This window comes from Bradyrhizobium sp. BLXBL-01 (assembly GCF_051853025.1).
Taxonomy (GTDB): Bacteria; Pseudomonadota; Alphaproteobacteria; order Rhizobiales; family Xanthobacteraceae; genus Bradyrhizobium.
On record NZ_CP182471.1, the window covers coordinates 5,897,405 to 5,917,566 of the forward strand.

The following is a 20,162-nucleotide window of genomic DNA, read 5'->3' on the forward strand; positions in this document are numbered from 1 at the left end:
CGCGCGCTTCGACTACAGCGCCGCAAGCACCGCCTTCGTGATGTCAGCCGTGCCGTTGCTGCCGCCGAATTCCATCGGCTTGATGCCGCCGGCATAGACCTGGTCCACCGCACGCTCGATCGTCTCGCCGGCCTCCGCGGCGCTCTCGACGCCGTGCTTGTCGGCGAGCCAATCCAGCATCATCGCGGCGGACAGGATCATGCCGGTGGGATTGGCCTTGCCCTGCCCCATGATATCGGGCGCCGTGCCGTGGCAGGGCTGGAACACCGCGTACTTGTCGCCGATGTCGGCCGACGGCGCCATGCCGAGGCCGCCGATCAGGCTCGCGGTGATGTCGGAGACGATGTCGCCGAACATGTTCTCCATCACCATCACGTCGAAATCCCAGGGACGCTTGACCAGCATCGCCGAGCAGGCATCGACATAGAGCCGGTCGGTCTTCACGCCTGGATGCTTCTTCTCGATCTCGTCGAAGATGCCGCGGAAGAACGCAAAGGCCTTGAACACGTTCGCCTTGTCGACGCAGGTGAGCGCACCGGGCTTGCCACGCGCCTTGCGCCGCTCGGCGAGGCGGAACGAGAACTCGAACAGGCGCTCGGAGGTTTTGCGAGTGATCACCATGGTCTCGCGCGCGTCCTCATGGGTGACGACGCCCTTGCCCATCGAGGCGAACAGTCCTTCGGTGGACTCCCGGATCACGACGAGATCGATGCCGCGCTGGTCCGCGCCGACGATCGGGCTCGGCACGCCCGGAATGAGCCGCGCCGGACGCACGCCGGCATAGAGATCGAAGATGAAACGCAGCTCGATCTGCGGCGCGATCTCGGTATTGTCGGGGTAGCGCACCGACGGCAGGCCGCAGGCGCCCAGCAGGATCGCGTCAGCCTCCTCGCAGAGCTTGATGGTGCTATCCGGCATCGACTTGCCGGTCGCGAGATAATGGTTGGCGCCGGCCGGAGCCTCGGTGAAGCGGAAACCGAGGCCGGATTTTTCGCCGACCTTGCGCAGCACCTCGAGCGCCGGCGCCATGACCTCCGGACCAATGCCGTCACCGGCGAGCACGGCAATGTGGAAGGCGTTGTTTGCGGACATGGAAGCCTCGAGGAAGGAGTTAGCCAAGTCGTCATTGCGAGCGGAGCGAAGCAATCCAGAATCTTTCCGCGGAGGCAGCCTGGATTGCTTCGTCGCTTCGCTCCTCGCAATGACGACGGAGAGAGCGTTCGTTACGGCGTCAGCACCGTACGCCCGACCACCGCGCCCTGCTGCAATTGCAGCAGCGCGTCGTTGGCCTTGGCGAGCGGTTGCTGCGTCACCGGGATCGGCGGCACCTTCTTCGACCGCACGAGGTCGAGCAGCTCCTGCGTTTCGCGCAGGTTTCCGACATAGCTGCCCTGGATCGTCACTGCCTTGATCGGAATCAGCGGCAGCGCCCAGGTCGCACCGCCGCCGAACAGGCCGACGATGACGAGCTTGCCGCCTTTGGTCAGGCAGTCGAAGCCGAGCTGCGTCGTCGCAGAGTTGCCGACGAGGTCGATCACGGCGCGGATCGGCCCGCCGGCCTTCTTGGCAAGCTGCTCCAGCGCATCCGGCGCCTTGGGATCGACGGTTGAGAGCGCGCCGGCCTTCTCCGCGGCCTCGCGCTTCCTGGCGTCGATATCGACCATGATCGCGCCCTTGCCGCCCATCGCTTTCAGCAGCGACAGCGCCATCAGGCCGAGACCGCCGGCGCCGAACATCACGATCGGCGTGTCGAAATGCTGCTCGACCTTCTTCAGCGCGCTGTAGGTGGTGACGCCCGAGCAGGCATAGGGCGCGGTCGTCGCGGGATCGAGGCCCTTCAGATTGAGCAGGTAGCGCGGATGCGGCACCAGCATGTGATCGGAATAGCCGCCGTCGCAATAGACCCCGAGCGAGCGCGGCGTCAGGCACATGTTCTCGTCACCGGCGAGGCACGTGGCACATTTGCCGCAGCCGATCCAGGGATAGACCAGGCCGACATCGCCGACCTTCAGGTCGCCCTGGTCGGTCGGCTTCACGTCCGGGCCGAAGGCGAGGACCTCGCCGACGGTCTCGTGGCCCATGGTCAGCGGCAGGTTGATGCCGCGGTCCTTCAACGAGAGCGGCTTGCGGCCATGGCCGAGATCGTAGCCGCCTTCCCAGATGTGAAGGTCGCTGTGGCAGACACCGGCGGCCTTCACCTTGATCAGCACCTGCGTGCCCGCGGGCTGCGGCGTAGCCTCGTCGAACTCCTGCAGCGGCGCCTTGAAATCGGCAACCTTGAAACTCTTCATCGGCGTCCTCCCGCATGCTTCTTGTTGTCGCGCCACCATGCCACGGTCGGCGGGGCGAGACAAACCGGTCTTAGTTCAAGCCAGCGGATGGTGGCAAGCCGCGAACTGGCCGGGAGCGACCTCGCGCAACTCCGGTATCTCCGCGCTGCATCGCTGATCGGCCCGCGGGCAGCGGGTGCGGAAGCGGCAGCCGGATGGCGGCGCAATCGGCGATGGCGGCTCGCCGGCCGCCACACTTTCGGCGGGACGCACGTCTGGATCGGGCGCCGGGATCGCCCGCAACAGCAGCGCGGTGTAGGGATGCGCAGGCCGCGCGAACAATTGCTCGGAAGGGCCGACCTCGCAGAGCCGGCCGAGATACATCACCGCGACGCGATCGCTGACCGCTTTGACCACCGCGAGGTCATGGGCGATGAACAGCAGCGTCAGGCCGAAGCGCGCCTTCATCTCCTCCAGCAGGTTGAGGATCTGCGCGCGAATGGAGACGTCGAGCGCCGAGACCGGTTCGTCGCAGACGATGAATTCGGGGTTGAGCACCAGCGACCGCGCGATACAGATGCGCTGGCACTGGCCGCCGGAGAATTCGTGCGGCAGGCGGTTGGCCACGAGATCGGGGTCGAGCCCGACCGCAGAGAGCACCTCGTGAACGCGCCGTTTGCGTTCGGCGGCATCCTTGACGCCAGCGATGATCAGCGGCTCGGCGACGATGTCGCCGATGCGCCGGCGCGGGTTGAGCGAGGCGATCGGGTCCTGAAAGATCAGCTGCACGCGGCGGCGCATCCTGCGCAGCGCCTCGCCCTCCATCGCGGTGAGGTCCGCGCCGTCAAACATCACGCGGCCGGACTTGGCGCGGCGCAGTTGCAGCACGGCGCGGCCGAGCGTCGACTTGCCGCAGCCGGATTCGCCGACCAGTCCGAGCGTCTCGCCGCGCGCAACCTGGAGGCTGACACCGGAGACGGCATGAACAATCTTGTTGCCGAGGCCATATTCGACGACGAGATTGTCGACGCTCAGAAGCGGCGCGGGGCGCACAGCAAGCTGCATCATGCCTCGATCCCCTCCGTCATCCGGATCGGGTGGAAGCAGGCATAGACATGCCCCGGCATCTCGGCACTCGTCAGGACCGGTTTGGCCTCATGACAGCGCGCGGTGGCATAATTGCAGCGCGGCGCGAAGGAGCAGCCCTTCAGCGGCCGCGTCGGATCGGGTGGACGGCCCGAGATCGCCGGCAGCGGCGTATGCGGCGCGGTCTCGAGCTTCGGGATCGCAGCCAGCAGCGCCTCGGTGTAGGGCATGTGCATGCGCTTGAACAAGGCCTGCGTCGGCGCGCGCTCCACCACCCTGCCGGCATACATCACCGCGACCTCGTCGGCGCGGCCGGCGACGACGCCGAGATCGTGGGTGATAATGATCATCGCCATGTGGCGGCGGCGCTGCTCGCGCGCGAGCAGATCGAGGATCTGCGCCTGGATGGTGACGTCGAGCGCGGTGGTCGGCTCGTCCGCGATCAGGAGCTTCGGTTCGCAGGACAGTGCGATCGCAATCGCGATGCGCTGGCGCATGCCGCCGGAGCATTGATGCGGATATTGCGCGAGCCGCTGCTCCGGCGCGGGAATGCCGACGGCGGCGAGCAGCTCGATGCTGCGCGCCTTCGCGGCGGGGGCGTCGAGCTCGAGGTGCTCCTGGATCGTCTCCATCAGCTGCGTGCCGATGGTGAGCACCGGGTTGAGCGAGGTCATGGGGTCCTGGAACACGACCGCGAGATCGCGTCCGCGCAAGCGCCGCAGGCTTTCAGGCTCGAGCCGCACCAGATCCTGTCCGTCGAACATCACCCGGCCCGTCAGCTTCGCCTTCTTCGGCAGCAGCTGCAGCACGGCGCGCGAGAGCATGGTCTTGCCGCAGCCGGATTCACCGACGATCCCGAGCGTGCGGCCGGCCTCCAGCGAAAGGTCGACATGATCGACGGCGCGCAGGTTTCCGCGCGGGGTCGGGAGCTCGACCGCGACATCCTCGATGGTCAAGAGCGGCGCGCTCACAGTGCCCCCTGACGTGGGTCGGTGAGGGCCCGCAAGGTGTCGCCGACGAGGTTGAAGGCCAGCACGGTGAGAAACAGTCCGGCCGCCGGCATGAAGGCGAGGCGCGGCGCGACGTCGAGGCTGTCGCGTCCCTCCCCGATCATGCTGCCCCAGCTCGCCATCGGCGGCGGCACGCCGAGGCCGAGAAAGGACAGCGCGCCCTCGACCACGATGGTGACGGCGACGCCGAGCAGGAAGAAGGCGAGCAGCGGCAGGATGACGTTCGGCAGCAGCTCGCGCAGGAGGATGCGCGCATGGCTGGCGCCGAGCGCCTCGGCCGCGATCACGAACTCGCGCCGCGCCAGCGTCAGCGTCGCCGCGCGCGCCACGCGCATGAAGGCGGGAATGCCGAGCACGCCAAGGACCATTGTGAGGTTAGGGACCGACTGCCCGAGATAGGCGACCACCGCGAGCGCGAAGATCAGCGGCGGAAAGGCGAGCAGGACGTCCATGCTGCCGACCACCAGCGTCTCGAACCGGCCACGGAAATAACCGGCCAGCAGGCCGAGCGCGCCGCCGACGACGAGGCCGATCATGGGCGCGATCAGCCCGACTGCCAGAGAGACACGCGCGCCAAAGATCAGCCGGGCGAGCTCGTCGCGGCCGAGCCCGTCGGTGCCGAGCCAATGCTCCCAGGAGAAGGCGGCGCGCCGTTCCAGCATGTCCATGTCGACGGGGTTCTGCAGCGGCAGCACCGGCGCCAGGATCGCGAGCGAAAGGATGATCGCAAGCCAGGCGCTTGCGATCCAGAACAACAGGCAGAGCTTGCGCTTGCGGCCGACCGGCGCAACCGCCTCCTCGTCCTGGATCGACAGCTCAAGCGTGGCCATGGCGGATCCTCGGATCGAGCACGGCGTAGAGCATGTCGACGATGAAATTGACGATGACGAAGCCGCAGGCGACCAGCAGCACCACGCCCTGGAGGATGACGAGGTCGCGGGTGTAGATCGCCCCGACCAGCAGCCGGCCGATGCCGGGCAGCGCGAAGATCGATTCCACGATCAGCGTGCCGCCGAGCAGGCGGCCGATATTGATGCCGGTCACCGTCACCAGGGTCAGCGACGAAGGCTTGAGCGCATGCACGAACAGGATGCGCGATGGCTTGAGGCCCTTTGCTTTGGCCAGCGCAATGTAATCCTCCTGCAAGGTCGCGATCATGTCGGAGCGCAGCACGCGCATGATGCCCGGCCATTCCGCCAGCGCCAATGTCAGCGCCGGCAGCACGAAGAAGCGCAAATTGGCCAGCGGTGCCTCGGTGAACGGCACATAGCCGGTCGCCGGCAGCCAGCGCAGCTCGACCGCGAAAAGATAGATCAGCAGGATCGCGGTCAGGAACGACGGCATCGACAGCATCGCGAACGCGCTGCCGGTCATGAAGCGGTCGAACGCGCCGCCGGCGCGCGCGGCACAGGCGATCGCAACGGGAACGCCGATCAGGAGCCCGATGAACTCGGCCATCAGCATCAGCTGCAGCGAAACCGGAATGCGCTCGGCCACCGCCTGCAGCACCGTCTGCCCGGTGCGGAACGAGCGGCCGAGATCGCCCTGCAACACATGGCCAAGCCAGCTCAGGTAGCGCCACCACAACGGCTGGTCGAGCCCCATGTCACGGCGCAGCGCCGCGACATTTTCCGGCGTTGCCTGGTCGCCGAGGATGACGAGCGCGAGATCGCCCGGCAAGAGCGAGGCGATCAGGAAGGTGAGCAGCGAGACCGCGAGCAGCACCGGCAGCATCGCAAGGAGCCGCCGAACGACGAAGTTCAGCATCGCGAGGTCATTCCAGCCAGGTGGTCGAGACGTCGATCACCCCGTTGTAGATCTTGGGAAAGCCCTTCAGCCTGGCGCTCGACAGCGCGTAGTAAGTATTCTGGAAGGTCCAGAACCAGATCGCCTCCTTGTTGATCAGGCGGCTGATGGCGCAGTAATCTTCGGTGCGCTGGGTGATGTCGGCGGTGACGCGTGCGTGGTCCAGAAGCCTGTCGAGCTCGGGATCGGAGAAGCCGGCGAGCGCCAGCGGGCTGCCGCTGCGGAAATTCGCGTACATCTGCGGATCGGGATCGGCGAGATCGACGATGCGCCAAGGCGTCAGCTGAAACTGGCGGGTGAAGGCGCGCGTCGGAATCGTGGCCTGATCGACCTGCTCGATCTCCATGTTGGCGCCGGCGCGTTTCCAGAACTGCTGCAGCACCTGGCCGATCATGCGGCCGCGGGGCGTTGCGGTCACCAGCATCTTGAACTCGACCGGCTTGCCGTACTCCTTGATCAGCGCCTTGGCCTTCTCGACGTCGAACGGCAGCGCACCGTCGTCCTTGCACTTGACCCAGGAGCCGTCGCCGTAGGGATTGCTCGCAGGCCGACTGAGGCCATTGCTGATCGCCTGCGACATCTTCGGACGGTCGATCGCCATCACCAGCGCCTGCCGCACCCGCACGTCGTCGAACGGCGCCACCTTGGTGTTGAAGGCGTAGACCTGCGCGCCCGAGCCCTTGTAGGTGTGCACCGTGAGCTTGGAGTCCTTCTGCGCCTTCATGATGTTGTCGGCGTCGTTCTCGTCGTCCCAGATGATGTCGGCCTCGCCCGATTGCAGCGAGGCGAAGCGCGACTGCGCATCCGGCAGCGGCTTCAGGATGATGCGGTCGAGATAGGGACGGCCCTTGTCCCAGTAGTTGGGGTTCTTCTCCAGCACCATGCGGTCGCCGGCGGTCCAGGATTTCAGGATGTAGGGACCGGTGCCGACGGGATTGCGGTTGTAATCATCGCCCTTGGTCTTCCAGGCCGTCGGCGAATGAATGACGTTGTTCGAGCTCTGGATGGTGATCACTGCCGGCCAATTCACCGAAGGATCGGTCAGATTGAAGATCACCGTATGTTCGTCCGGCGCCAGCACCTCCTTGACGTTGGTGATGTAGAAGGCGCAGCGGCACTTGTTGGCGGGGTCCTTCTGCCGGTCGAAATTCTCCTTGAAGGCCTGCGCATTGAATGGCGTGCCGTCGTGGAATTTCACGCCTTCGCGGAGCTTGAAGGTCCAGCTCTTGTAATCGTCGGAATGGGTCCAGGACAGCGCGAGCTTCGGCGCCGCCTCGCCCTTGTCATTCAGCGTTGTGAGCGTGTCGAAGATCGCGGCGGCGGCGGTGAAGGTCGAGGTGTCATAGACGCCGACCTTGAGCGGATCGAAGCCTGCGATCTCCAGCTCCTGACCGACGGTGATGCTGCCGCCCGATTTCTGCGCCTGCACCGGCGTTGCCAGTGCAAATACCGCAACGAGGAAAATAGGCACGCGCTTGCGTGCCACGGCCGCCGCGTTCGTCATGGTTCCTCCCGGGATCCCGCGTCCGATGTTTCGGATCGTTGAATGACTCGGACGCGAGCTTGGCGACAAATGCTCGCCTCGGCAAGAGGAACCAACGAGAGTTCAAACGCCGCATGTGGCGGCGATGCGACTCAGGATGTCGCGGCTGTTTTGCCTGGCGGAATTGATACGCCGCTCGCAAGGCCGATCTCCTCGCGCAACGCGCTTGTGTGCTCGCCGAGCACGGACACGGTCTTGGCCGGCGTCGTGTCAGCCGCGGACATCCGAAACGGCAGGTTGAGCACCTGGAACGAGCCGCCCTCGTCCCGCACCTCCGAGAGCGCCCGGCGATGTGCAAGCTGCGGATCGGCCAAGGCCTCGGACACGCTGCGATAGGCCGAGGCCGGCACGCCGGCAGCACCAAGAACGCGCAGGCATGCATCGGTCGAAAGCTGCCGCGACCAGACTTCGACGCCATCCATCAGCTCGGCCCAGTTCTCGCGGCGCGCGGCATAGGTGGCGAAGCGTGGATCGGAGACCCAGTCGGGGCGGCCGATCACCCCCATCAGGGCCTGGAATGTCTTCTCGCTGGCGATCGTGATCATGACGTAGCCGCTTGCCGTCTCGGTCGGTCCGAACATCGGGCGTGGCGGCGGCGCCACCGTGAATTGCGAGCTCTGCAACTCGGTCAGCGTCAGCGACAGCATCGTTTCCAGCATGGAGACGTCGATGTGCTGGCCAACACCGGTCACGGTGCGCTGATAGAGCGCGGACGCGATCGCGCCGAAACCGTAGGTCCCGGTGACGACGTCGGCGTGGTAGATGCCGCAATAGTCCGGACGGTTGCGACCCGGCTGGTAGGCGAGATGCGCCATGTCGTAGCCTGAGGCCGCGTGGATCACCGGGGCGTAGGCCGGCAGTTCGGCCGAAGGGCCGGTCTGGCCGTAGCCGGAGATCGAGCAGTAGATCAGCCTCGGGTTGACCTGACGCAGGCTGTCGTAGTCGAGCCGAAGGCGACGCATCACGCCGGGACGGAAGTTCTCGACCAGAATGTCCGATGTCGCGGCCAACCGGCGCACCGCCTCCTTGCCATCCTCGGACTTGAGGTCGAGGACCACGCTCTTCTTGCCGACATTGAGCTGGCCGAACGCGGTGCTGCAGCCGTTGCGCAAGGGAGGCCGGGTCCGCATCGTCTCCCCGCCGTCGGTCTCGATCTTGATGATCTCGGCGCCCATGTCGGCGAGCATCCGCGTGCAATGGGGCCCCGCGATCGTGGTCGAAAAATCCAGCACCCGCAGGCCTGCGAAGGCCTTTGTCGTCGTCCCCTCATGCTTATCTGCTAGCTGCATGCCTGCCTGCGTCCTCGGAACTCTTTGGAACCGTCGAAGTTCTTTGTTGTTGATGCGGCGACCCTAGAGGGCGGCGGCTGAGTAGGAAAGTGTTTACCGAACAGACGTGCCGCGTGGGCGGGCTTTGGAATTCCAGCACAACTGGACCCGTTCTTGCATAGCAGCAAGCGGGGTCTGAAGAGGGCGGCTGTTCTTGAGGGTCTTGTTCGTCACCACAGAGATGGACGACTTCGTCCGCGTTGGCGGACTGGGAGCCGTTTCCGCCGCCCTCCCCCGCGCACTTCGCTCCTTCGCCGATATCCGGATCATGCTGCCCGGCTATCGCGACATCATCGAGCAACTCACGCATATTCAGGTCGTTGGCCGTTGTCCTGCATTCGCGGAGATGCCGGCCTGCTCGCTCGGCCGTGCCGCGACCAAGGACGGCCTGCCGGTCTATGTGCTGTTGTGCTCGCAGCTCTACGACCGGCCCGGCAACCCCTATGGCGATGAATTCGGGCGCGACTGGCCCGACAACGACATCCGCTTCGCGCGCTTCGCCTCGGCGGCGGCTGAGCTCGCCATGGGCAAGCTGGACAAGAATTGGGCAGCAGACCTGATCCATGCCAATGACTGGCAGGCCTCGCTCGTGCCGGCTTACCTTGCCTGGCGCGGCGCCAAGCTGCCGTCGATCCTGACCATTCATAACCTCGCCTATCAGGGTCTCTTCCCTAAGGACTCGCTGCGGCGGATCGGCGCACCGGAGAGCTCCTTCCACATCGACGGCGTCGAGTTCTACGATCAGGTCTCCTTTCTCAAGGCAGGCCTCGTCTACGCTTCGCACCTCACCACGGTCAGCGGGACCTATGCGCGGGAGATCACCACGGCCGAGTTCGGCTGTGGCCTGGAGGGCCTGCTCCGCCTGCGTTCGGACGCCGCCGAGCTCACCGGCATCCTCAACGGTATCGACGAGAGCTGGGACCCACGCTCCTGCGCCCAGCTCGCCCAGCAATTCGGCGCCGGCGACTGGGTCGGCAAGAAGGCAAACGCGGACTACGTCCGCAAGCAGTTCGGGCTGGCGGTCTCGCGCGGGCCGATGTTCGGCATCGTCGCGCGACTCGTGCATCAGAAGGGCATCGACCTCGTTCTGTCGGCGGCGGACGAGATCGTCGACGCCGGCGGGCAGATCGTGGTCACCGGCTCCGGCGAGCCGGCGCTCGAGCAGGCCCTGATCGACGCGCACCGCCGTCGCCCCGACGCAATCGGGGTCGCGATCGGCTTCAACGACGCCCAGGCGCGACGCATCTTCGCCGGCAGCGACTTCACCTTGATGCCGTCGCGGTTCGAGCCGTGCGGGCTCAGCCAAATGTACGCCCAGCGCTTCGGCTCGCTGCCGATCGGTCACCAGACCGGCGGCCTCGCCGAGACCATCAGCGACGGCGAGACCGGATTCCTGTTCTCGAGGCCCTCGCGCGAGTCCTTCCTCGGCGGCGTGCGGCGCGCCTTCTCGGCCTTCATGGCCCACGACCAGCTCGATACGATGCGCCGTAGCGCCATGGGACGCTCGTTCTCCTGGAGCATCTCGGCCGGCAGCTACAGCGCGCTGTACCGCAAGCTGGCGTCGGTGTGACGCTGAGGCGTTTCCGCATACTCCGTCATTGCGAGGAGCGAAGCGACGAAGCAATCCAGAATCCCTCGGCGGTGACAGTCTGGATTGCTTCGCTGCGCTCGCAATGACGACGCGGAGAAGGTTGCGTGTCCAACTGCCCTCTCGTGCCCCGGACGCAGCGCAGCGCGTCGCCCTTGCGACGTGGTGCGCTGCTGAGCCGGGGCCCATGTCTCGACTGAGCTCGTGGCCCCTGGGTCCCGGCTCTGCGCTGCAACGCTCCACGCGTTGCAGCTTGTCCGGGACACGCCGGGAGCGCTCAGCGACGCACGTCCATCTGCGACCGGCCGATCCATGCGCGGTTGAGACACCGTGTCATCCAGTCGGGCTGCAGCTCGCCCCGCAGCCGCGCCTGCGCTTCCTGGTAGGGGCCGACATAGCGCAGCCGGTCAGGCAATTTCGGATAGGTGCGCCTGATCCACCGCAGTGCGTTGTCGGCGGATCGGATTCCGCGCGCGTCGAGCTCAAAGCCGAAGCCTACACGCAAGCGCTCGGGCAGCATGCTCGCGGTGAGCGCGCGATACCAGCGCGGCGGCCGCAACCACGGGCGTGCGCCCGTGAAGATCTGCGTCGCGATCTCGCGTGCTGCGCTGCTGACGGTCAGCGTCTCCGACTGCGCCATCGCCGCGGTATAGGCGGCGAAGCCGGACCAATTCGCCGGCAAATCATCCCCCGTCAATCCGAACAGGGCGCCGTACAGCCTGGCCTCGCACCAATAGCGATCGCGCTCCTCCGCCGAGAGTGGCGGCAGCACCAGATCATGTGCCATGAGCGCGGTCTCGACCAGCGTCGCATGGACCCAGCGCAGCGCGGGGATGTCGTTGGCGCAGTAGCGCGAGCCGGCCACGAACGGACCCACGGTCTCGGGCATTTCGCCGACGATCATGCTGTGACGCCGATGCAGCTGCCGGGACGACAGCAGCGCCCGGTCCAGCGAGCCGAACACCATCGTGAAGACGATGTCGAAGGTGCGATGGAAGCGGCCGATCGGATCGGCAAGGGTGCGCGAATGCTCGGCGATCGCCGCCGCCACCCATGGATGGGCCAGTTGCAGCAGCAGCGCACGGCCGGCGCCGAGAAAGATCACGGCCTCCCGGTCGATCTGCCAGGTCAGCGAGGCCGGACCGAACACGCCCGCGACCGGTCCCGCCGCGTTGGCACGCAGCGTATCGAGCGACTCCTCCAGATCTTTCTCAGCGACCAATTGCAGGCCTCGCGACGAAGATACGGCGACCATACTCCGGACCGCGCGCCTGCGAAATCGTCGTCGTGCGAAGCTATGACGGACAGAGCCCTCACTCCGCCGCCATCGGCATCTCGTCCAGATGCTCGTGCAGCACAACGCCGGCGAGCGGGTCGAATTCGCCGATCCAGGGCTTGCGCGCCAGCACCGACTTCGTGTGCGCATAGCCGGCGTGCCAGCGCCGCGTGATCCCGGACGGACTGAAGTCGATATCCTTGGTATGGGTCTCGTGCTCGAGCTGCGGCGCCAGCAGCCGCACCACATGCATGCGGGTCGGGCAGCCGTAGCTCGTCAGCTCCCTCACCGCGGGATCGTTGCGCTCGCTCTCGGGCAGCCGCGCCGCAAGCTGGTTGATGACGTGGCGCAGGCGATGGGCCTGCTGCTGGCGCACGATCTGGCTCGCGATGCGGCTGGAATATTGCACGTCCTTGTGCCGGTTCAGCACCTCCGCCATCGTGGTCGGCTCCGGCCCGACCGGATTCCACAGATGCACGGAGAAGATCAGCGAGTCCCTGCGCGGATTGTCGTCGAACACCGCTTCGGTCGGCGTGTTCGACAGGATGCCGCCGTCCCAATAGAGCTCGCCGTCGATGCGCACGGCGGGGAAGGCCGGCGGCAGCGCGCCCGAAGCCATCACATGCTTCACCGTCAGCTCGCCGTCGCGACTGTCGAAATAGCGCATTTCGCTGGTGCCGACGTGAGCCGCACCGACCGTGAGGCGCGGCGCGCAGCGGTTGGCGAGATCGAAATCGACGAGCTCGCTCAGCGTCTTCTCCAGCGGCGCGGTCGAATAATAGCCGGCGTGATCGGCGCCCAGCGGATAGGAATCGCCGGCATGGGCCAGCGGATTGGGCCGGAAGAAACCGGCAATGCCGTGGGTCACGGTCGACCAATAGGCCAGCTTCTCGTTGAAGCCGGGAAACGCGGCGCGCCAGTCCCAGACCGGCTGCTGCTCCATCCGCTTCCAGAACTCCCGCAAGCGCGCGAGCCGGTGCTCGGGCGCGTTGCCGGCGATGAGGCTCGCATTGATCGCACCGATCGAGGTGCCGATGATCCAATCCGGCTCGATGCCGGCTTCGTGCAAGGCCTGGTAGACCCCGGCCTGGTACGAGCCGAGCGCGCCGCCGCCCTGAAGCACGAGCACGATCTGACCCGGCAGGTCGAACTTCTTGTGCTGCGAATTGTCCTGCGTGCCCATGTCTCGCTCCTGGTGAGCTTGCACCGTTCGAATATTCGACTTGCTGCGCCGGCTCATGTCAATGCGCGGTCCAACCGCCGTCGACCGGCAGCGCAACGCCGGTGATCGAGGCCGCCGCGTCCGTCGACAGGAACACCGCCAGCGCCCCGAGTTCCTCGACCGTGGCAAACCGCTTGTTGGGCTGCTGCGCCAGCAGAACGTCGCGGATCACCTGATCGCGCGAGATGCCGTGCGCCTTCGCCTGCCCGTCGATCTGTGCCTCGACAAGTGGGGTATAGACATAGCCGGGGCAGACCGCGTTGCACGTGATGCCTTCCTCCGCAGTTTCAAGCGCTGTCACCTTGGTCAGGCCGACGATACCGTGCTTGGCCGCCACATAGGCCGCCTTGAACGGCGAGCCGACCAGGCCATGCGCGGAAGCAATGTTGATGATCCTGCCAAAGCCGTTCTGCCGCATCGCCGGCAATGCGAGCCGCGTGGTGTGGAACGCCGAGGACAGGTTGATGGCGAGGACCTGGTCCCATTTCTCGACCGGAAACCGGTCGAGCGGCGCGACATGCTGGATGCCGGCGTTGTTGACCAGGATGTCGAGCCGGCCGGATTGAGCCACCGTCGCCGCGATCATCTCGGCGATCGAATTCGGCCTCGTCATGTCCGCCGGCGAATAGCTGGCCTTGACGCCGAACTCGGCGGCGATCTGCTCGCGCGTCCGGCCGATCTCGCTGGCGACACCAAGGCCATTGAGCACGATGTCGGCGCCAGAGGCGGCGAGGGCCCATGCGATGCCGAGACCGATGCCGCTGGTCGACCCCGTGACCAGCGCCACCTTGCCGGCCAGCACGCGTGACGAAGCTGACGTCTGCGTCTTGATGGGGATATTCATGATCCGGACCTCTTCTGAGCGCGACCTGCGCCATGGCTGGAGCGAAAGGTGCGGGATCTCCGGGATTTGCGGAAATGCCGGTTGGCTTCCGAGTCCATACGCCCGCGCTATCGCAGGCGGGATGTCATTTCCTGCCCTGATCGGCTAGATTTCCGGTCGATTTCTGCTGGGAGCCGATCCATGGAAATGCACCAGGTCCGCTATTTCCTCGCGGTGGCGCAGCTCTTGAATTTCACGCGCGCGGCCGAAGAGTGCAACGTGACGCAGCCGTCGCTGACGCGCGCGATCAAGCAGCTCGAGGCCGAGCTTGGCGGCGACCTGTTCCGCCGCGAGCGCCCCGCCGCGCAATTGACCGAGCTCGGCCAGCGCATGCATCCGCTTCTGAAGCAGTGCTATGACGCGGCCATCGGCGCGCGCTCGCTCGCCTCCTCGTTCAGGAGCGGAGAGATCGGCGCGCTCCGCATTGCGCTGACGCATTCGATCGACCTCGCTTTGCTGATTCCCCATCTCAACGAGATCAAGCGGCAGTTCAACCGGCTCGAATTCCGCTTCTTGCGCGGCTCGGGCCGCGAGGTCGGCGACTTCCTGAAGAAGGGCGAAGCCGAGCTCGGCATTGCGGCCGAGATCGACGAGGCCTGGGACCGGCTGGACGTCTGGCCGCTGTTCACCGAGAGCTTCGAGCTCGTCGTCGGCGACGGGCACCGCCTGGCCGGCCGCAGCTCGGTCGAGCTGGACGATCTGCGATCGGAGCTGCTGCTGAGCCGAACCTTCTGCGAGCACGCGCGCCGCATCTCCGCGAGCCTGCGCGAGCACGGCATCGACATCGAACAGGGTCATGAGGTCTCGAACGAACGCGATTTGATCGAGCTGGTCGAGGCCGACATGGGCATCGCCATGGTGCCGCACACCTCACCCGTGCCGGAGCGGCTGACCCGCGCCGCAGTCACGGGGCTGGACACCCGCCGCACCGTCAACCTCTATGGGGTCGCCGGCCGGCAACGCACCGCCGTGGGCAACGCCGTGATGCGCATGCTGCGCGGCGCCGACTGGCGCGAGATCGCGGGATAGCGCCGACGCTCAATTCTCCCGGCTCGCGCGCTCCAGCGCTTCGATCAGATCGTCGATCTCCATGCGCTTGCGGAAATCCGGATCGACGAAACGAGCCCTCACGATGCCGTCGCGCCCGACCACGAACACGGCCGGGATCGGCAGCATCCACCCCTCATTGCCGTGGAATTTCGCCATGTCCTGATAGGACAGCAATTGCTGGATCTCGGCGCCGAGCCAGATTGCGAGGTTGAGCGACAGCGCATAGCCGTTGTCGAGATCCGTCAGGATCGGAAACGGCGCGCCGGATTCGGCCTTGAGCTGCCCGGTATATTCCTGCGTCTCCGGCATGATCGCGACGACCTGCGCCCCCATCGCCTTGATGCGGTCCACCGACTGGACCACGGCACGGACATTGAGCCGGCAATAGGGGCACCAATGGCCGCGGAAGAACATCACCGCGACGGGCCCGCGCGCCTGCAGCGCGGGCAGCGACACGAGACGCCCACCCTCGTCCGGCAGCATGAACGGCGGCATCGGATCGCCCGGCCGCGGTGCGGTCTCGCCACCGCCGTTGCCGTTCAAGCGCGCGACCAGACGATCGACCGCCTCGCCATAGGCCGGAAAGACCTTGCGGCTGGCATCGGCATAGGCGCGGAGCTGTTCGTTCAGCGTGCCGTCCATGTCGCGGCAGCGCTGGAACGCGAGCCTGAGCTGTTCGGCGTCGGCTGGCGAGAGAGACGTCATCTTCCTGCTCCGGCTTTCTCTGAGGGCGAATATTAGTTTCCCGGTTCGCCCGCCCGCAAGAGGCGACCGCAATCCAATCGGGCGTGCTGGCATCGGACGCTGAATGCCGCGAAAGCGGAAATGCCGTTGCCCAATCGGTTCGATAGCTGCCGCCTATCGGCATAGCGCCGGGCTATCGCATCGAGAGCAAGCCGGCATTTCAAGATGGAGAGGGTCTCGGGCGAAGCTCCTGCCATAGCCCGCGGCCATCAGGGCTCGCGGCCAACAGAGGAGACTTTCCATGTCTAGCCATCTCACAATGTCGCGCGTGGTTTGGACCGGCGTTGCCGCTCTCGGCGCGCTGACATTTGCGACGCCGGTTTTCGCCGGCGAATGTCCGGCCGGCAAGACCAAGCCGAACGCGCAGCAGATGGTCGACTACAAGCCCGTCGGCGTCACCGACGTGACGCTCGGCGCGATCGATCTCGGCAAGCAGCCCGCCCATATCGAGGGCCGCGAGCTGCGCTTCCGCAAGCTGACCATCGAGCCCGGCGGCATCGTGCCCTGGCACAGCCATGACGACCGCCCCGCCCTGATCTTCGTGCAGCAGGGCGAGATCGTCGAATACGCCTCCAACTGCGTCGACCCGATCGTGCACAAGGCCGGCGACATCCGCCCCGAAGTCTACGGCACCTCGCATTGGTGGAAGAATCTCGGCAAGGAGACCGTCATTCTCTACGTCGGCGACGTCCGCAAGGATCCCAACGACCATCACATGTGACAGCCTTAGGTGTCCCGTCATTCCGGGGCGATGCGCAGCATCGAACCCGGAATGGCCACTCAAAAGAGAGCCCCGTCATGACTATTCTCTCTGCGTCCGTGAAACCGACCGCGATGACGGCGGATGCGCATTCCCCTGGCCTCGCGTTTCGCTCGCTCGTGATCGGCCTCACCGCCTTCCTGACGGTCGTCGATCTCTTCGCGACGCAGGCGATCCTGCCCTCGCTGACGCGGCACTACGACGTCACGCCCGCGGCAATGGGCTTTGCCGTCAACGCCAGCACCTTCGGCATGGCCACAGCAAGTCTCGTGGTGGGCTTCTTCAGCCCGCATATCGACCGGCGAACCGGCATCCTGCTGAGCCTGGCCCTGCTTGCGATCCCCACCAGCCTGCTGGCCGTCGCGCCCAATCTTGCCGTCTTCACCACCTTGCGGGTCGCGCAGGGCCTGTGCATGGCGTCGGCCTTCGCGCTCACCCTCACCTATCTTGGCGAGCAATGCAGCGCCATGGACGCCGGCGGCGCGTTTGCCGCCTACATCACCGGCAATGTCGCCAGCAATTTCGTCGGCCGGCTGATCTCGGCCGCATTGGCCGATGGCCTCGGCCTCGCCTGGAACTTCTATTTCTTCGCGGCGCTCAATCTTGCCGGCGCGGCGCTGGTCTATCTCACCGTCAACCGCGTGCGGCCGATGCATGCGATGATGCCGGCGGCTTCGCCGCTTGCCGCCACCATCGAGCATTGGCGCAATCCGCAGCTGCGCGCCGCTTTCGGCATCGGCTTCTGCATCTTGTTCGCCTTCATCGGCACCTTCACCTACGTCAATTTCGTGCTGGTGCGGCCGCCGCTGTCGCTCGGCATGATGGATCTCGGCCTCGTCTATTTCGTCTTCCTGCCCTCGATCGTCACGACGCTTCTGGCCGGCAAGGTTGCCGCGCGGCTGGGAACGCGGCCCACGATCTGGAGTGCGCTCGCCGTCGCTGGGCTCGGCTTGCCCTTGATGCTGGCGCCGCATCTCGGCGAGGTGCTCGCCGGCATGGTCCTGGTCGGCGTCGGCACGTTCTTCGCGCAGGCCGCCGCGACGGGTTTCGTCGGACAGGCCGCAGCCGACAACCGCGGCATCGCCAGCGGGGCTTATCTCGCGTGCTATTTCTGCGGCGGGCTGGTCGGTACGGCCGTGCTCGGCCGGCTGTTCGACAGCTTCGGCTGGCAAGCCTGCATCTGGGGTGTCGGGGCCGTCCTCGCGCTAGCGGCCTTGCTTACTTTCGCCCTCAAACGCTAGCGTTTCGCCGGCGCTTCCTGCGGCGGCTCGTCGTCGGCAATCGCACGCCAGGCGGCGCCGTCGAGATCGTCGTACTGGCCGCTCCTGAGCGACCACAGGAAAGCGACGAGGCCGGCACCTCCGAGCATCAAGGCCAGCGGGACCAGGATGACCAGGATCTCCATCACACGAACTCCCGCGAGGCGCTGCGGGCGCGCAGCGAGTTCAGCATCACCAGGATCGACGATCCGCTCATGGCCGCGGCCGCGATCAGGGGCGTCACGACGCCGCTGATCGCAACCGGCACCGCGAGCACATTGTAACCGATCGCAAGCCAGAGGTTCTGCCGCATCAGGTGCAGCGCCTTGCGCGAAGCGTCGATGGCGGCGACGACGGGGGCCAGCGGCCGGCCGAGGAAGACGAGATCGGCGGTGGCCTGGCTGAGATGCGCGGCCGAGATCGGGGACATCGAGACATGGGCCGCCGCCAGCGAGGGCGCGTCGTTCATGCCGTCGCCGACCATCAGCACCTTTGCGCCGCGCCGCTTCAATTCTTCGATGCGCGCGATCTTGTCGGCCGGGGTGACGCCGGCACGCCATTCGGGAATGCCGAGGGCATGCGCCGCCGCCTTCACCGCGGGCTCGCGGTCGCCGGACAAGATCTCGATGCCGACGTTGCGCTCCTTCAGCGCTGCGATCACGGCCTGCGCATCGGGGCGCAGGCCCTGGCGAACCGAGAGGATGAACTTCTTGCTGCCCTTGCTGAACGCCACGATGGAGGCCTCGGGATCAAGGGCGGCGACGCCGACCAGCGCCTCGGCGCCGCAGAAGGAGGGGCGACCAAGGCGAAGCGCGACGCCGTCGACGGTCGCACGGACGCCCTGCCCGGCCTCCTCCACAGCGCCGACGATCGGAGACTTCGCACTGGCAGCCTGCGCAACCGCAGCCGCCACCGGATGATGGCTCGAGAGCGCGAGCCGGCCGGCGAGCTCGAAAATATCGGCGGGGATATCGGCCGCGTTCATGACTTCGAGCTCGGGCAGCGTCAGCGTGCCGGTCTTGTCGAAGATCACATGATCGGCTTCGGCCAGTCGCTCGATCGCATCGCCCGCATTGAGCAGCACACCTGCCCTAAACATCGCCCCCGAGGCCACCGTCTGCACGGTCGGGATCGCGAGCCCGAGCGCGCAGGGACATGTGATGATCAGCACGGCAACGCCGGTCACGATCGCATCATGCCAGGAGGCACCCGCGATGACCCAGCCGAGGATGGTCAAAAGCGCGGTCGCATGCACCACGGGCGCGTAGAGCCGCGAGGCTCGATCGGCGAGGCGCATGTAGCGCGAGCGCGCCTGGAGCGCGTTGTCGAGCAGCCGCGTGATCTCGGCGAGCAGCGTCGCCTCGGAGGCGGCCGAGACCCGCACCCGCAAGCTGCCGGAGATGTTCATCGATCCCGCATAGACCGGCGTGCCCTGCTCGGCCGTGACATAGAGTGTCTCGCCGGTGATCAGGCTCTGGTCGATCTCCGAACGCCCTTCGATCACGGTGCCGTCGACCGCGCAGCGCTCTCCGGGCCGGAGCAGCACGATGTCGCCGGGATGGATCGCCGCGACCGGCACCTGCGAGATCTCGCTGGGCCCGACGAACTTCGCCGCCGTCTCCGCCTTCAGCGCCGCGAGATTGCCGGCGACCGCGCGGGTCCGCCGTCGCATGTTCTGGTCGAGGAAGCGGCCGACCAGCAGGAAGGTCAACAGCATGATCGCCGCATCGAAATAGGCATGCTCGGCGTGATGGATCGTCTCGACCACGGACATGCCGAGCGCCAGGATCACGCCGATCGAGATCGGCACGTCCATGTTGGTGGTCTTCGCCGACAGCGCGCGCCAAGCCGAGCGGAAGAACGGCTGGCCGGCATAGGCCGCCGCCGGCAGCGCGATCAGCGCCGACAGCCAGTGGAAGAAGTCGCGCTGCTCCGGCAGCATGTCCGAGACGTTGCCCGACCACACCGGGATCGACAGCATCATCACGTTCATGGTGGCAAAGGCCGCAACCCCGAGGCAGCGCAGCAGGAAGCGGGATTCGGCGACCTCGGTGACCTCGGCGCTCTCGGTCTCGAACGGATAGGCCTTGTAGCCGAGCTCTTCGAGCCGATCGATGAAGCGGTCGGGCTCGAGCGTGCCCGCCTTCCATTCCAGCGCGACCCGGCGGTCGGTGAGGTTGACGCGCGCCAGCGTAACGTCGGGGATGGCCGAGAGCCCGCGTTCGATCTTGGCCATGCAGCCGGCGCAGTGAACGCCCTCGACGGCGAGATCGATGTGCCGGAGGCCCTCACCCGCGTCGCGGACATAGTGAGAGAAATCGCGCGTGACCTGCATGA

Annotated in this window: 18 protein-coding genes; 4 read left to right on the forward strand and 14 right to left on the reverse strand. The window is 66.4% G+C overall.

Features of this window, described 5'->3' with window-relative positions:
- Positions 1-12 precede the first annotated feature (12 nt).
- The 8 genes from ACNJYA_RS27380 to ACNJYA_RS27415 all read right to left on the reverse strand — a co-directional run bounded on the left by ACNJYA_RS27380 (position 13) and on the right by ACNJYA_RS27415 (position 9,004).
- On the reverse strand, positions 13-1,092 hold the full coding sequence (locus tag ACNJYA_RS27380) for an isocitrate/isopropylmalate dehydrogenase family protein (RefSeq protein ID WP_212254771.1): 1,080 nt from the start codon (positions 1,090-1,092) through the stop codon (positions 13-15).
- Between the two features lie 131 nt (positions 1,093-1,223).
- Complete coding sequence (locus ACNJYA_RS27385; protein WP_212254770.1) at positions 1,224-2,291, reverse strand: alcohol dehydrogenase; 1,068 nt, start codon at positions 2,289-2,291, stop codon at positions 1,224-1,226.
- A 75-nt stretch (positions 2,292-2,366) separates the two neighbouring features.
- The gene (locus ACNJYA_RS27390) at positions 2,367-3,323 is read right to left on the reverse strand and encodes an ABC transporter ATP-binding protein (protein WP_439403477.1); all 957 of its coding nucleotides are present in this window, start codon (positions 3,321-3,323) and stop codon (positions 2,367-2,369) included.
- A gap of 11 nt (positions 3,324-3,334) precedes the next feature.
- Positions 3,335-4,327 carry an ABC transporter ATP-binding protein gene (locus ACNJYA_RS27395; protein ID WP_439363871.1) on the reverse strand — a complete coding sequence of 331 codons (993 nt, stop codon included), beginning with the start codon at positions 4,325-4,327 and terminating at the stop codon, positions 3,335-3,337.
- Positions 4,324-5,196, reverse strand: a complete 873-nt coding sequence (locus ACNJYA_RS27400) for an ABC transporter permease (RefSeq protein WP_439401033.1) — start codon at positions 5,194-5,196, stop codon at positions 4,324-4,326. The genes ACNJYA_RS27395 and ACNJYA_RS27400 overlap by 4 nt, the downstream gene beginning before the upstream one ends.
- Positions 5,183-6,133 (reverse strand): ABC transporter permease, encoded by a 951-nt coding sequence (locus ACNJYA_RS27405; RefSeq protein WP_172783934.1) that lies wholly within the window; start codon positions 6,131-6,133, stop codon positions 5,183-5,185. The genes ACNJYA_RS27400 and ACNJYA_RS27405 overlap by 14 nt, the downstream gene beginning before the upstream one ends.
- Positions 6,134-6,140: 7 nt before the next feature.
- Entirely contained in the window at positions 6,141-7,676 is a 1,536-nt protein-coding gene (locus ACNJYA_RS27410; protein WP_439363873.1) for an ABC transporter substrate-binding protein, read from the reverse strand.
- Between the two features lie 131 nt (positions 7,677-7,807).
- Complete coding sequence (locus tag ACNJYA_RS27415) at positions 7,808-9,004, reverse strand: CaiB/BaiF CoA transferase family protein (RefSeq protein WP_439401034.1); 1,197 nt, start codon at positions 9,002-9,004, stop codon at positions 7,808-7,810.
- A 193-nt stretch (positions 9,005-9,197) separates the two neighbouring features.
- Between ACNJYA_RS27415 and glgA the strand changes: the two genes are divergently transcribed.
- Entirely contained in the window at positions 9,198-10,613 is a 1,416-nt protein-coding gene (glgA, locus tag ACNJYA_RS27420; protein ID WP_212254765.1) for a glycogen synthase GlgA, read from the forward strand.
- A 295-nt stretch (positions 10,614-10,908) separates the two neighbouring features.
- Here glgA and ACNJYA_RS27425 read toward each other — a convergent pair whose 3' ends face one another.
- From ACNJYA_RS27425 to ACNJYA_RS27435, 3 genes are all read right to left on the reverse strand, one after another.
- Positions 10,909-11,853, reverse strand: coding sequence for an oxygenase MpaB family protein (locus ACNJYA_RS27425; RefSeq protein WP_212254764.1), 945 nt, complete (start codon positions 11,851-11,853; stop codon positions 10,909-10,911).
- A 91-nt stretch (positions 11,854-11,944) separates the two neighbouring features.
- Positions 11,945-13,090, reverse strand: a complete 1,146-nt coding sequence (locus ACNJYA_RS27430) for a DUF3734 domain-containing protein (protein ID WP_439363875.1) — start codon at positions 13,088-13,090, stop codon at positions 11,945-11,947.
- Positions 13,091-13,148: 58 nt separating this feature from the next.
- Positions 13,149-13,973 (reverse strand): 3-hydroxybutyrate dehydrogenase, encoded by an 825-nt coding sequence (locus ACNJYA_RS27435; RefSeq protein WP_439363876.1) that lies wholly within the window; start codon positions 13,971-13,973, stop codon positions 13,149-13,151.
- A 180-nt stretch (positions 13,974-14,153) separates the two neighbouring features.
- On the opposite strand from ACNJYA_RS27435, the gene ACNJYA_RS27440 reads away from it, so the two are divergent.
- Positions 14,154-15,041, forward strand: a complete 888-nt coding sequence (locus ACNJYA_RS27440) for a LysR family transcriptional regulator (RefSeq protein ID WP_172783927.1) — start codon at positions 14,154-14,156, stop codon at positions 15,039-15,041.
- Positions 15,042-15,050: 9 nt separating this feature from the next.
- On the opposite strand, the gene ACNJYA_RS27445 is transcribed toward ACNJYA_RS27440, so the two are convergent.
- The gene (locus ACNJYA_RS27445) at positions 15,051-15,767 is read right to left on the reverse strand and encodes a peroxiredoxin-like family protein (RefSeq protein ID WP_439363877.1); all 717 of its coding nucleotides are present in this window, start codon (positions 15,765-15,767) and stop codon (positions 15,051-15,053) included.
- Between the two features lie 280 nt (positions 15,768-16,047).
- Between ACNJYA_RS27445 and ACNJYA_RS27450 the strand changes: the two genes are divergently transcribed.
- Entirely contained in the window at positions 16,048-16,527 is a 480-nt protein-coding gene (locus tag ACNJYA_RS27450; RefSeq protein WP_439363878.1) for a cupin domain-containing protein, read from the forward strand.
- Between the two features lie 77 nt (positions 16,528-16,604).
- Positions 16,605-17,807 (forward strand): MFS transporter, encoded by a 1,203-nt coding sequence (locus tag ACNJYA_RS27455; RefSeq protein WP_439363879.1) that lies wholly within the window; start codon positions 16,605-16,607, stop codon positions 17,805-17,807.
- Here the strand turns inward: ACNJYA_RS27455 and ccoS are convergent.
- Together ccoS and ACNJYA_RS27465 are read right to left on the reverse strand one after the other, a co-directional pair.
- Positions 17,804-17,971 (reverse strand): cbb3-type cytochrome oxidase assembly protein CcoS, encoded by a 168-nt coding sequence (gene ccoS, locus ACNJYA_RS27460; RefSeq protein WP_008550618.1) that lies wholly within the window; start codon positions 17,969-17,971, stop codon positions 17,804-17,806. The two genes, ACNJYA_RS27455 and ccoS, sit on opposite strands and share 4 nt — an antisense overlap.
- Entirely contained in the window at positions 17,971-20,160 is a 2,190-nt protein-coding gene (locus tag ACNJYA_RS27465; protein WP_212254758.1) for a cation-translocating P-type ATPase, read from the reverse strand. The genes ccoS and ACNJYA_RS27465 overlap by 1 nt, the downstream gene beginning before the upstream one ends.
- Between the last annotated feature and the right edge of the window lie 2 nt (positions 20,161-20,162).